Source organism: Micromonospora echinofusca (assembly GCF_017614955.1).
In the GTDB taxonomy this organism is placed as follows: domain Bacteria; phylum Actinomycetota; class Actinomycetes; order Mycobacteriales; family Micromonosporaceae; genus Micromonospora; species Micromonospora echinofusca_A.
The window spans coordinates 1-12,658 of record NZ_WVUH01000216.1 but is presented as its reverse complement, the minus strand read 5'-3'; the positions used below and the strand labels follow the sequence as shown (position 1 = coordinate 12,658).

Genomic DNA, 12,658 nt, shown 5'->3' with positions numbered 1-12,658 from the left:
GGGCTACGGCGGGGACGTTGCGGGCGTTGCGTCAGTTGCGGCGGGAGCCGGGGCGGGATGTGGCGTTGGTGGCGTTGGACGAGTGGCCGATGTTCGATGTGTTCACTCCGGATCTGGCGACGGTTTCTCGGGATACCGACGAGATGGGTACGGTGTCGGCTCGTTTGTTGTTGGACATGCTGGACGGGGCTGCGCCGAGTACCGTCACCATCGACACCACCTTCCACTCCCGCGCCAGCCTCCGTCCGCCGTGGACGACCGAATCCGTACCGGCCGGTGGGAGATGACCGCCACCACCGACCGTGGTCTGCTGCACGACCTGGTCACCGGGGCCGTCGCCGCCGCGTACGACCCCACCCCACCCGGCGTCGCCGAGCGCACTCTCCTGGCCGACCTGCTCGCCGGCGTCATCGGCGCCGACCCGCACGACGCGCCGCGCAACTGGGTCCGTGACGGCACGGCCGGCACCGCCGCGGCGCTCGCCGCCCGCGCCCACAGCCGCGACCAGGACGACCTGCACCGGCCGACTCTCGTGCACCCGGGTTCCGTGGTGTGGCCGACCGTTCTCGCCGTGGGCGCCGAGGTCGACGCCGGCGGTTCCCGGGTGGCCGCCGCGGCGCGGGCCGGGTACCAGGCCATGACCGAGCTGGCCCGGCTGTTGGGGGCGACCCACGGGCGTACCTGGCACGCCACCGCCACCTGCGGCGTGCTCGGCGCGGCGGTGGCCGCGGCCACCCTGTTCGACCTCGACGACCAGCGGCGTGACTGGGCCGCCGGTCACGCCGTGGCCGTGGCCGGCGGCGTCGGCCAGGCCGTGCGGGAACGTTCGGGTACCACCCGCTTCCATCGGGTCTCCGCGGTGGTGCTCGGCATCCAGGCGGCGCGCCTGGCGGATGCCGGAGTGTCGTCGTCGCGGTGGGTGCTCGAAGGGGAGCGGGGTGTCCTCGCGCTGATGGCGGGCCGGCGTCCCGTCGACGCGCCGTGCCCGACCGGCGCGGGCGCGCTCGCGGAGACCTCCGTGCGGGTCTTTCCGGTCAACGGGTTCGCCCAGGCCGCCGTGGCGCTGGCGGTGGATCTGCGGCGCCGGGTGCACACGGCACCGATCAGCCTCCAGGTTCAGGTCAGCGAGGCCGTCGCCGCGGCGACCACCGGCGAGGTCGGCGGCCGGTGGTGGGACCTGCGGGCGGCCGTGGCGGCGGCCTGGGTCACCGGGGATCCCTTCCGGCTCGACCCGACCGCTGAGTCGAGTCGCCTGCGGGAACGGGTACGGGTGGTGCCCACCGCGACGTCGGCCACCCGGATCACCGTCCGTACGGCGGACGGTGAGGTCAGCGGGCAGCTCGACGTACCGCCGGGCGCCTGGCCGGCGGATCCGGACCTGGCGCCGCTGTTGCGGCGCAAGTGGGAGCTGCTGGTCGGCCCGGCCCGGGGCGGCGCGGAGCGGGTACGCGCCCTGGCGGAGTCGTTCCTCAGCGGCGGGCCCCGCGACGCCGGCCTCCGCGACCTGCTCGGGCACTGAGCCGTGCGTCTGCGGCGAAGCGTCGGGCCGGCGCGACGAACATCAAACGACGAGTCGAGAACCAGGTGTGACATGGCGGAAGTTACCGGTTTTTTCCACGCGGGCATCACCGTCCGTGACATGGACCAGTCCCTGCCCTTCTACCGGGACGGCCTCGGCCTACCGGTGCACTTCGACCGGATACTCGACGGCGCGTACCTGCCCACCGTGCTCGGGTTGGACTTCACCGCCATCCGGGCCGTGTACCTGACCCTGCCCGGCGGCGGGTTCGTCGAACTGCTGGAGTACCGGGGCCTGGAGCGGCTCCCCGCCGCATCCCGGCCGTGCGACTTCGGGGCGGGTCACCTCTGCCTGTACGTGCAGGGCATCGACGACCTGGTCGCCCGGCTGCGTCAGTACGGCGGTAAGCCCCGATCGGACGGCCCCGTCGACATCACCAGCGGCCCGAATGCGGGCGCGCGCAGCGTCTACCTGCTCGATCCGGACGGGTATCCGGTCGAACTCTTCCAGAAGCCCTAGGTCGCGTTTCACAAGGGCGGCCAGTTCTTATGAAACGCGACCTAGCTCCCGTCCGTTCGTCTGCACCCCTTTTCATCCCAAGGAGATTCCGATGCGTAAACCAGTGGAGACCCTTGCCAGCGGCCTGGGGCACCCGGAGGGCCCGGACGTGCTGCCCGACGGCCGGATCGTCATGGTGGAGACCTACACCGGAAAGATCATCGCGTGGTCGCCCGAGCGGGGCATCCACGACTACGCCCTGTGCGGTGGTGGCCCCAACGCCTGCCTGCTCGGCTCGGACGGTGCCGTGTACATCACGCAGAACGGTGGCACGGCCGGGGCGTGGAAGGCCGAGGTCATGAGCGTTCCGTCGATCCAGCGGGCGTGGCCGGACGGCCGGGTCGAGATCGTGGCGTCGGAGGTGGCCGGGATCGCCCTCCAGGCACCCAACGACCTCACCTTCGGCCCCGACGGGCGGCTCTACTTCACCGACCCCGGTGACTACGACGCGAACAACCGCAGCATCGGCCGGCTGTTCGCGCTCGACCCCGACGGCAGCGGTGAACTCGTCGAAGAGGTCGGACCGGCGTACCCGAACGGCATCGCAGCCGAACCTGACGGCTCGCTGGTGTGGGTCGAGTCCTACGACCGTGGGGTCTACCGTAAGCGGCCCGGCGCCCCGTCGGAGAAGATCCACGTCCTGCCCGAGGGGCACATCCCGGACGGGCTGAAGATCGACGAGAGCGGCAACCTCTGGATCACCACCTTCATGGCCGGCGGGGTGGACATCGTCGCTGCCGACGGCACCCCCGTCGACTTCCTGGAGACCGGCGGGGTGCCGTGCAACTGCCTCTTCGTCGACGACTCGCTGATCATCACCGACTTCGGTGACATGACCGACGTCCCCGCCGAGGCGGCGATGGAAGGCCGGCTGTGGCGCATCCCGGTGGGCGTCCGTGGGATGCCGCTGTTCCGTGGCGCCGTGGCCTGACCGACCCGAGACGAACGAGGAGAATTCACATGACCACGAAGACCCACACTGCGGTGGTGACCGGAGCGGCCAGCGGGATCGGCCGGGCCACCGCCCTGCGGCTACAACGGGAGGGCTACGACGTACTCGCCGTGGACAGGGACGAGCAGCGCCTGGCCGAACTCGGCGAACAGGGCCTGCGCGTACTGGTCGCCGACCTGTCCGCCCCCGGGGACCGGGACGAGGTGGTCGCCCGGGGCTCCGGCGCGTCGGCCCTGGTGAACGCGGCCGGGATCATCCGCCTCAAGCCGATCCTCGACATCGACGTGCAGGACATCCGTGACGTCTACGCGGTGAACGTGGAGGCGGTCTGGGATCTCACCTCCCGGATCGGCCGGACCATGCCCGCCGGTGGGGCGATCGTCAACCTCAGCTCCAGCTCGGCGAAGCTCGCCTCCACCGTCGAGGCGGCGGTGTACGCGTCCTCCAAGACGGCGGTGCTGAGCATCACCCGGTCGTTCGCGTACGCCTTCGCGCCCTCGCAGGTGCGGGTGAACGCCATCTGTCCCGGCATCATCGACACCCCGATGCAGGACGCGGTGCTGGCCAAGGTGGCTTCCGCGCGGGGTACGACCGCCGAGAACCTGGCGCAGAACCGGAACGCTTCCGTCCCGTTGGGTCGGGCGGCCAGTGCCGACGAGTGTGCCGGGGTGATCTACTTCCTGCTCTCCGACGAAGCGGGCTACATGACGGGCCAGGCGATCAACTACACCGGTGGTCTGGTCATGTGGTGACCGCCCGGGGTGACCTGGGGTAGGCGTCGCGTCCGTAACCCGTCACGGCCGACCCGGCTGCTGCCCGGCACGGTGTACCCGGCTGGTCCTCACCGCCGTGCGCTCCGTCGAGGAAACGTTGCCGGCGATGGGGCTTTCAGGGCCAGCAAATGTGACCCACCCAGGGCCTTGGACAGGGTAATACCACTCGACAATTTTCAGAAACGATTCCAGAGGGGGATTGGCGGTGTGCCTGCCGAGCGACCCGGCAGGCACACCCTTGCGCCGCGCCGTGCCCCGCCACCCCCTCGTTCCCTTCCCACGACAGGAGCAACCGTTGTCGCCGACCTGGCAGCCCGCAACGGGAGCCGTACCAGCAGATACGGCCCGAGCGGCATGAAGCCCCTACAGGACATCCGCATTCTCGCCATCGAGCAGTACGGCGCCGGACCGTTCGGCAGCGTCCACCTCGCCGATCTCGGCGCCGACGTGATCAAGATCGAGGAACCGCACAGCGGGGGAGACGTCGGCCGTTACGTCCCGCCGTACCAGCAGGAGCAGGACAGCCTCTTCTTCGAGGTGTTCAACCGCAACAAGAGCAGCATCGACCTCGACCTCGCCGCCCCGGCGGGACGCCGCGTGTTCGAGGACCTGGTACGGGTCAGCGACGTCGTCTACTCCAACCTGCGCGGCGACGTACCAGCCAAGATCCGCATCACCTACGACGACCTCAAGCACCTCAACCCCCGCATCGTCTGCTGCTCACTGAGCGGATTCGGGATGACCGGCCCACGCCGCGCCGAACCCGGCTACGACTACGTCCTGCAGGCGTTGACCGGCTGGATGGACATCACCGGCGAACCCGACGGCCCACCCACCAAGAGCGGCCTGTCGCTGGTCGACTACTCCGGAGGACTGGTGGCCGCGATCTCCGTGCTCGCCGCGGTCCACGCCGCCCGCCGGGACGGCATCGGCAGCGACTGCGACGTCAGCCTCTTCGACACCGCGATGGCGATGCTGACCTATCCGGCGATCTGGAACCTCAACGGCGACTTCCACCCCCGGCGGACCCGCCACTCCGCGCACCCGTCCCTGGTGCCCTTCCAGGCCTTCCCCGCCGCCGACGGGTGGTTCGTCGTCGCCTGCCCCAAGGAGAAGTTCTGGGCCAACCTCGCCGTCGCCATCGGACGACCCGACCTGGCGACGGACCCGCGCTACGCCACGTTCGAGGCACGGCGTACCCACGCCGAGGAACTGCTGGCCGTTCTCGAAGGCATCTTCGCCACCCGGACGGTGCACGAGTGGCTGACCGAACTGCGCGCAGCGGCCGTACCCTGCGGCCCGGTCAACACCGTCGCCGCCGCGCTCGCCGACAGCCACACCGCCGCCCGGGAGATGATCGTCGAGACCGACCACCCCCGGTTCGGCCGGATCCGGCAGGTCCGCAGCCCGGTCCGGGTGGGCGGCACCACACCGGAGTACCGCCGGGCGCCGGCCCGGCACGAGAGCGCGGACCGGGTACTGCACGGCCTGCTCGGCTACGACGCCGCCACCGTCGAGGAACTCGACCGGTCCGGCGCGTTCGGTCGCCCCCGGACGGCCCAGCCGTGACCCGGGGACTACCCCTGAGCTACCTCTACGTGCCTGCCGACGCCGGGCGACGGCTGACGCTCGCGGACACCCGGGGCGCCGACGCCGTCATCGCGGACCTGGAGGACGCCGTCGCCCCCGGGCGCAGGGCCCAGGCCCGCCAGGAGGCACGGGCCTGGCTGTCGCGGTCGACCGGCACCCGGGTCGAGCGTTGGGTACGGATCAACAGCGGCCCCGACGGGCTGGAGGATCTGGCCGAGGTGTTCGGCCCGGGGCTGTCCGGAGTCTGTATCCCGAAGGTGACCTGCCCGAACGACGTGCAGCAGGTCACCCGGCTGCTCACGGAACTGGAGACCGCCCACCGACGATCCGACGACCCCGTGCCGGTCATGCCGTTGGTCGAATCCGGTGCGGGCCTGATCGCCCTGCCGGGGATCGCTCGCGCACCCCGGGTCCAACGGCTGCAACTCGGCGAACTCGACCTCGCCGCGGACCTCGGCATGGAGCCAGGACCGGACGAGACCGAACTGCTTGCCGCCCGTACCGCCGTGGTGACGGCCTCGGCGGCGGCCAGGCTGCTGCCACCGGTCGGTGCGGTCCGGGCCGACCTGGCCGACCACGACGCACTCGACCAGTCGACCCGGCGGTTGCGCCGCCTGGGTTTCCTCGGCCGGGCCGCGATCCACCCGGCCCAACTGCCGGTTATCCACGCCGTCTTCGACGTCACACCGGAGCAGGTGCACGTCGCCCGCTCGCTGGTCTCGGCGTACGACCAGGCCCTCGCCGCCGGGCAGGGCGTACTGCGGGACGAGCACGGACGCATGGTCGACGAGGCGGTCGTCCGGCGCAGCCGCCACATCATCTCACTCGCCGCACAGCGAAAGGCGCACGCATGACGACGAAACCCGGCTGGGTGGGCAGGTTCTTCGAGGACTTCTCGGTAGGCGACGTCTACGACCACGCCCTGGGCCGCACGATCACCGCCACGGACAACGCCTGGTTCACCCTGCTCACCCAGAACACCGCCGCCGTGCACTTCGACCAGCACTACGCCGCGCAGACCGAGTTCGGCCGGCCGCTGGTCAACTCCGCCCTGACCATCGCCCTGGTGACCGGTCAGTCGGTGGCCGACGTCTCGCAGAACGTCATGGCCAACCTCGGCTGGGACGAGGTACGGCTACCCAACCCGCTCTTCGAAGGCGACACGGTCTACTCACGATCCGAGGTGCTCAGCGTCCGGCCCTCCCGCAGCCGACCCAGCGTCGGCATCGTCGAGGTCCGCACCACCGGGTACAAGCAGGACGGCACCCCGGTCATCACCTACCGGCGGACGGTGATGGTGTACCGGCGCGGGTACGCACCACAGCGCCCCCAACCGCAGCTGACCCCTGACGGACATCCGCAAGAAACGGAGAACCCGACGTGCACACCGTCCGCGTAGCGGTCATCCCCGGCGACGGGGTGGGCCCCGAGGTGGTCTCCGCCACCCTTCCGGTGCTACGCGCCGCCGCCCACCGCGCCGGCGCCGAGGTGGACACCGTCGAACTCGACTGGGGTGGCGAGCACTACCTGAGAACCGGCCGGGCCATGCCACCCGACGCAGTCGACGTGCTCCGGGGATTCCCCGCAGTCCTCTTCGGTGCCGTGGGCCGACCGGACATCCCCGACCACGAACTGATCTGGGGTCTGATCATCGGGCTCCGCCAAGCCCTCGACCTGGCAGTGAACGTACGGCCCGTCCGATCCTGGCCCGGAGTACGGACCGTCCTGCGGGAACCCGACGGCATCGACCTGGTCATCGTCCGGGAGAACACCGAGGGTGAGTACGCGGGCGTCGGGGGCCGACTGCACCCGGGCAGCCCTCGCGAGTTGGGGGTCGAGGTGGCTGTCCACTCCCGGGCGGCGATCGAGCGGGCAACCCGGTACGCCTTCGTCCTGGCCCGCTCGCGGCGGGGCCGGGTCAGCCTGGTGACGAAGTCCAACGCCATGCGCTACGGCTACACGCTGTGGGACGCGGTGTGCGCGGAGGTCGCCCGGGAGTACCCGGACGTCGAGTGGGAGAGCGTCCTGGTCGATGCGATGGCCGCGCGGCTCGTGCAACGTCCCCGCGATCTCGACGTCCTGCTCTGCGGCAACCTCTTCGGTGACATCCTGTCCGACCTGGCGGCGGTACTCGGCGGGGGGATGGGGATGGCGCCCAGCGCGAATCTTCGGCCCGACGCCGACGTGCCGGCCCTGTTCGAGCCGGTGCACGGTTCGGCTCCCGACATCGCCGGGCTCGGGATCGCCAATCCGGTGGCCTGCATGCTGTCCGGTGCCATGCTGCTCGACCACGTCGGCCTGCCCGAGGCGGCGACGGCAGTCCGGGATGCGGTGGCCCACGCGCTGCGAGACCCGTCGCTGCACCCGGCAGACCTGGGCGGCACCGCGACGACCGAACGCTTCGCCGCAGCGGTCGTCGCGGCGGTCTGATCCGGGGTGGCGGAGATCGTCCTGGCCACGTCGGTTGCTGTGTGGCGGTCGACGGGATCGTGGACGTCCTCCCGCACGCCGGATCGATACGTGCGAGATCACCCCGCGCCACCTCGTCCCCGACGACGAGGTGGCGCTGCGCTCGGGCGGCGAGTCGAAGGCCAACCCCCGCTGCGGGCCGCCGGTGACGTCCGGACTCTGCGCGCCGCGCCACCCGCTATCGTGCACGCAATTCGTCGAGTGCGTCTGGGGCGATCCACGTCGCCCGGTTCTCAGGTGACCCCGGCAACGACAGCGGTGTCCGGCATCTGCAACCGTCGGAGAACGATGCCGGGCAGATGATCGGAGGGGACCGGAGATCCGTCGACGGTGTTCTTCGTCCTGCTCGTCGTACGTGGAGCGAGGGGAGACCGATGACCGCCCGCAACGGCACCCGGCGGCGCCGACCCGGCCTCAGAAGCTCATCCGAGGACATCGACGAGGTCCCCCGCCGCGGGCGGCCCTGGCGGTTCTTCGCCGTCGCCCTGACGATGCCGACGCTCGGCTCCGCGCTCGGACTCGACGGCGGCGCCATCTTCCAGATCGCCGCCGTCGAGGACCTCGGCCTCGACCCCAAAACCATCGGTCTGGCCTTCGCTCTGGGCATGCTCTCCGTACCCATCCAGATCCTCGCCGCCCGCCTGCCGTTGTGGCGGGCCTGCCGCAATCTCCAGCTCTTCCTCCTCGTCGCCGCCGTCGAATGCGCGGTCCTGGCGCTGCTCGTGGGTCTGGACGTCGTCGGCGGAGGGTTCGCCCTCATCGCCCTCGCCGTCACGATCACGGCGGAGATCAACCTGTCGGTGCTCTACGCCCCTTCGTGGCAGCCGCTGCTGAACTACGGCCTGGCCAGTCGGGAACGCCAGTGGGTGAACGCCCGGGCCCGGGCCGCCGGCGGCCTGGTCGTGGCCGGCGCGGTCCTGCTGTACGGCTCGGGTGGCCCCGTGCTGCGGACGGCGATGTTCGCCGTCCTCGGCGCGGTCGCCCTGTTGCTGGCCGTCGCCGCCCGCGGCATTCCGGCCCCGGACCGGCCGGTGGAGCGCGACCTTGACGCGTCGCTCCTGGAAGACCGGCCCACGCTCTCACCCGCCATGCGGCGGATCTACCTGATCCTCGCTGTCGCCGGGCTGGTCACCGCCTGGCCGCTCTTCCTCGTCTACGCCGACAAGGTGCTGTGGCCGGGCGCCAACCTCGGGATGCTGGGGGCGGTGCAGCTGGGCGGATCGCTCCTTGCCGCCGCCTCCTGGCGATCCGGTCACACGAACCTCGGCCGCTACGCCTGGCAGGCCAGCCTGGTGCTGCTGGCAGCCACGGTCGCCCTTGCCGTGGTGCGCGCACCGGTCGACGGGACCGCCGAGCAGACGGTCACCGTCGTGGCTCTGGCCCTGGCGTCGGCGGCGAACTTCACGATCCTCATGGCCATGCTCGAGCGGGCCCACCGGGACGTCGATGAGACCACGTCGGTCCGGGCCATGACGTTGCTCGACGTCGTGGCGTCGACGTCGATGCAGGTCGGGCTCTTCGTCGGGGGTCTGCTCGTGTCGGCCAGCATCGATCGGGCCGACTGGCTGCTCGACCCCTACCGGATCTGGCTGGTGGCGGGTACGGCTGCTGTCGCCGTGAGCCTGATGTCGCCCACCTTCCGTCGGACACCGACGGATTAGCCGAACGTCCCAGCGCAGTTCGTCGACCTTCAGACAGGAGTCACGATGAGAACGGCTATCGGCGCGACGACCTTCCTCACGCGCACCACGACGCTGGGACGGAGTCGTACGTGGCGAATAGGATCAGGAACGATGAGGTCCGACGACCGGAACGGCCGATACCCGGTTGCTGAACCGTCGTCCAGGCCATCACCGGAGGTAGCCCGTGCAGTACACGCCCGTCGTCGTCGCGCTGCCGATCGCCGACCGCGCCACCTCGTACCGCTTCTACCAGCAGGCACTCGGCCTCGTCGCGCCCGGCGACCCGGCGGAGGACGGTGTCCCCGAGCCGTTGCGGTTCGAGGTCAACCCGGGTCTCCACCTCATGTTCGTCCCGTCCGGGGGCTTCGGCTGGGTGATCGGTGACCGCGAGATCGCCGCGCCGGGGCAGAGCGAGTGCGTTCTGACCCTCTCGGTGGACAATCCGGCGGAGGTCGACGACCTGGTCGGTCGGGCGCGTGCCGCGGGTGCGCGCGTGGTCGGCGCGCCCGGGCAACAACCCTGGGGGTACGTGGGCAGCTTCGCCGACCCGGACGGACACCTGTGGATGGTGCAGGCTGGGACGCCCCGATAGGTCCTCGTCGAGTTGGGACGAGCTGCTGGCTGGCTCCCATCGGATTTTTGGCAGAAGTGGAGTTCGGGGACTCGACGGGCGTAGCCCTGACCCGTTGTTCACCGATCAGGGCTACGGTTACCCGTCGCCGTCGCGGGGTCCGCGACCGGGGTGTCACCCGGTCTCCATGGGGCGCCGAACCCGTCCATGTCGATGTGATCGCCTGGGATCGTCAATCGGCGAGCTGCCACTTGCCACCGTGCGGGTCGGCAAAGTTGCTGACCGTCCGGCCCGTGGGGGTCGGGTGGTGCTCGCGGCTGAACGTCCCGCCGGCGGCCTTGATCTGGTCGACCGAGGCCTCGGGGTCGTCGACGGCGAATGCGATATGGTCGATCCTGGTGACCTCGACCGTCGGGTCGTGTCGGATCTCGAAGAGCACCTGGTTCTCACCCGGTAGCACCATCTCGACGGAGCCCCGCTCGGCCATCCGACGGACGACCTGGAAGCCCACCGATGTGAAGAACTCGACGGCGTCGTCGAGGTGCGGGACCTTGAGATCGATGTGATCGACGCGGACGAGCATGAGAATCTCCTCTGGTTCTACGGCGGAGCCGAGGGTGGCGGAGACGCGCTGTCTCCGCCACCGTCGCGTCCGTTCGTTGGGCAGCCCCACCGGGTCGTCCGGGTGTGGGGCAGGGGCGGTGGTACGCGTGGTGCCCGGGCGGGCGTCGCTCAACCGGTGGCGGCGATGACCGGAGCAGCCTCCTTCTCCCGTTGGTCCCACAACTCGGCCTGCTTGCGGGCGTCGAGGAAGTTCGCGTTGAAGCCGAGCTTCCCGACGGCGTCGACGAACGTCGGGTCCGCGACGACCTTCTCCAGCGCCTTGCTGTAGGCCTGCACGATCTCCTCCGGAGTCCCTGCCGGCAGGGCGAAGCCGTTGACGGTGTCCTCGACGACCGTGTAGCCGAGCTCTGTGGCGGTGGGAACGTCGGGGAAGCTCACCGCTCGTTGCGAGCCCAGGGTTGCCAGGATCCGGAACCTCCCGGACTGGACGTTGGCCACGACGGCGCTGGGCGAGGCGATGATCACATCCACCTTCTTGCCCAACAGGGCCGTGACCTTCCCGGCACTGCCGCCCTCGAACGGGATGAGGTTGAACTTGCCGCCGAGTGTCTGTTCCAGGTCCCAGGTCCAGGTCCTCCAGAGCCTCCCCGAGAAGATCGGCCAGGAAAAGATCGACTCAGTCGTCCAGGCGCTGCTCGCCGGCAACTGTGTACACGTCATGGGACACGGTCTGGCCCTTCCGCTCGTCGAGTTCATGCGGGCGAAGCTGACTCTTGCCGGCCTGCACGTCGACCCCATCACCCAGACCGGCCACGGACGGGCCGAACGACTGGCCGCGCTCCGGCCCGACGACACACTGATGGTCTTCGCGTTCTCCGAGGACTACATGAGGATGTCCACGCAACTCCAGCTCGTGGCCGAGCGGGGAACGACGATCCTCCTGCTGACCGACGAGGATACGCTGCTGCACAACCACCTGCCCCACCACGTGATCGCGATCCCCCGCGACCGGGCGCGGCACGGAGTGATCGTCTCCATGACGGCGCTGTGCTACGCCATCCGCTACGATCTGCTCCAGCATCGCGCCGACGCCTCGCGGGCCATGCGACAGCGCATCGACGAGCTCCACGCGGCGGGCGAACACGCCTGACCCGACGGCGGAAGTGGACGAACACCGCGATGGCCGGCTGTGCGGCTGGCGCCGGGGGCAAGCAGTCGCGAGTCGGGTAAGAGCGGCCGGCGACAGGAAACGGCCGAAGACGCAACGGTGAACCTGAAGGAGTGGGCGAAGCAGGAAGGCGCCCACCCGGCGACGGTGTATCGCTGACCGTGGATCCTGGCTGTGCAGCGGACCGGCAGGTCCTTGTCGGGAACGCCCACCGATGTGGATACGTTCCGGCGGTAGGCCAACCGGGGGTGTGAGGTGGTGTACGCGACGACCGTGGCCAGCAGGGCAGGGGCCGTCATGGAAATCCCCATCACGTCTGAGCGCCACTGCGCAGCCCGGGCCCCGGTGCGTCTCTGCGGACGGCCACGGTTCGAGCGCCTACCTGCTCTGGCCCGGCAGGGTCACGCCACTTTGGAAGGCGAACAACCCTGGTGCCCTGCTACCGCGTCTGTTCAGGTAGCCGAGTGCGAGGGAGGTGTCATGCGCGGATTCGACTGGGGCTGACGATGGTGGGCAGGTCGGTGCACCGCCGACCTGCCCTTGTCCACTGTCCACCCGGGGTACGACAACGGCCCGGGAGCGTGGGCGCTCACTGGGCTGCTCCGACACGCGGTCCGATGCATCGGGACGGCAAACCGGCCACCAGGCCGAAGTGTGTTCCGAGTGAAGATCATTTGCTCGTCCGGACCGCGTCGAGGGGTCGCCGACGGCGTGCCGGGCCCGCTCGTACGCGAGGCCGTGCTGGTGGGACGTCGGGGCGGACGTGCTGGTCAGCCTGACGGCCATCGGGTACCTCCCGAGGGGCCGGAGAA

General features: G+C 70.3%; 14 protein-coding genes. 12 read left to right on the top strand and 2 right to left on the bottom strand.

The features are described 5' to 3' along the window. The 11 genes from GSF22_RS22050 to GSF22_RS22000 all read left to right on the top strand — a co-directional run. Positions 1–287 (top strand): substrate-binding domain-containing protein (locus tag GSF22_RS22050; protein WP_208815638.1); only part of this gene is annotated, 287 nt, incomplete at its 5' end. Beyond that, positions 251–1,519 carry an MmgE/PrpD family protein gene (locus GSF22_RS22045; protein ID WP_208815637.1) on the top strand — a complete coding sequence of 423 codons (1,269 nt, stop codon included), beginning with the start codon at positions 251–253 and terminating at the stop codon, positions 1,517–1,519. The genes GSF22_RS22050 and GSF22_RS22045, both read left to right, overlap by 37 nt. A gap of 72 nt (positions 1,520–1,591) precedes the next feature. After that, complete coding sequence (locus GSF22_RS22040) at positions 1,592–2,038, top strand: VOC family protein (protein ID WP_280116951.1); 447 nt, start codon at positions 1,592–1,594, stop codon at positions 2,036–2,038. Positions 2,039–2,129: 91 nt separating this feature from the next. Further along, positions 2,130–3,008, top strand: a complete 879-nt coding sequence (locus GSF22_RS22035) for an SMP-30/gluconolactonase/LRE family protein (protein WP_208815635.1) — start codon at positions 2,130–2,132, stop codon at positions 3,006–3,008. Positions 3,009–3,037: 29 nt separating this feature from the next. Beyond that, positions 3,038–3,781: an SDR family NAD(P)-dependent oxidoreductase gene (locus GSF22_RS22030; RefSeq protein ID WP_208815634.1), complete on the top strand. Its 744-nt coding sequence runs from the start codon at positions 3,038–3,040 to the stop codon at positions 3,779–3,781. A gap of 375 nt (positions 3,782–4,156) precedes the next feature. Further along, positions 4,157–5,371, top strand: a complete 1,215-nt coding sequence (locus GSF22_RS22025; RefSeq protein ID WP_208815633.1) for a CaiB/BaiF CoA transferase family protein — start codon at positions 4,157–4,159, stop codon at positions 5,369–5,371. Continuing rightward, positions 5,368–6,246, top strand: coding sequence for an HpcH/HpaI aldolase/citrate lyase family protein (locus GSF22_RS22020; protein WP_307804204.1), 879 nt, complete (start codon positions 5,368–5,370; stop codon positions 6,244–6,246). The genes GSF22_RS22025 and GSF22_RS22020 overlap by 4 nt, the downstream gene beginning before the upstream one ends. Next, the gene (locus GSF22_RS22015; protein WP_208815632.1) at positions 6,243–6,791 is read left to right on the top strand and encodes a MaoC family dehydratase; all 549 of its coding nucleotides are present in this window, start codon (positions 6,243–6,245) and stop codon (positions 6,789–6,791) included. The genes GSF22_RS22020 and GSF22_RS22015 overlap by 4 nt, the downstream gene beginning before the upstream one ends. Continuing rightward, positions 6,773–7,822 (top strand): isocitrate/isopropylmalate dehydrogenase family protein, encoded by a 1,050-nt coding sequence (locus GSF22_RS22010; RefSeq protein WP_208815631.1) that lies wholly within the window; start codon positions 6,773–6,775, stop codon positions 7,820–7,822. Before GSF22_RS22015 ends, GSF22_RS22010 begins: the two co-directional genes overlap by 19 nt. Before the next feature lie 413 nt (positions 7,823–8,235). After that, a complete protein-coding gene (locus GSF22_RS22005; RefSeq protein WP_208815630.1) occupies positions 8,236–9,522 on the top strand; it encodes a hypothetical protein in 1,287 nt (428 codons plus the stop codon). 205 nt (positions 9,523–9,727) lie between these two features. Continuing rightward, complete coding sequence (locus tag GSF22_RS22000; protein WP_208815629.1) at positions 9,728–10,135, top strand: VOC family protein; 408 nt, start codon at positions 9,728–9,730, stop codon at positions 10,133–10,135. Between the two features lie 211 nt (positions 10,136–10,346). Here the strand turns inward: GSF22_RS22000 and GSF22_RS21995 are convergent, their stop codons facing one another. Together GSF22_RS21995 and GSF22_RS21990 are read right to left on the bottom strand one after the other, a co-directional pair. After that, complete coding sequence (locus tag GSF22_RS21995; RefSeq protein WP_208815628.1) at positions 10,347–10,697, bottom strand: VOC family protein; 351 nt, start codon at positions 10,695–10,697, stop codon at positions 10,347–10,349. Between the two features lie 149 nt (positions 10,698–10,846). Further along, positions 10,847–11,383 (bottom strand): tripartite tricarboxylate transporter substrate-binding protein, encoded by a 537-nt coding sequence (locus GSF22_RS21990; protein WP_208815627.1) that lies wholly within the window; start codon positions 11,381–11,383, stop codon positions 10,847–10,849. A 13-nt stretch (positions 11,384–11,396) separates the two neighbouring features. Between GSF22_RS21990 and GSF22_RS21985 the strand changes: the two genes are divergently transcribed. Further along, positions 11,397–11,828 carry a hypothetical protein gene (locus GSF22_RS21985; protein WP_208815626.1) on the top strand — a complete coding sequence of 144 codons (432 nt, stop codon included), beginning with the start codon at positions 11,397–11,399 and terminating at the stop codon, positions 11,826–11,828. The last annotated feature ends 830 nt before the right edge of the window (positions 11,829–12,658 follow it).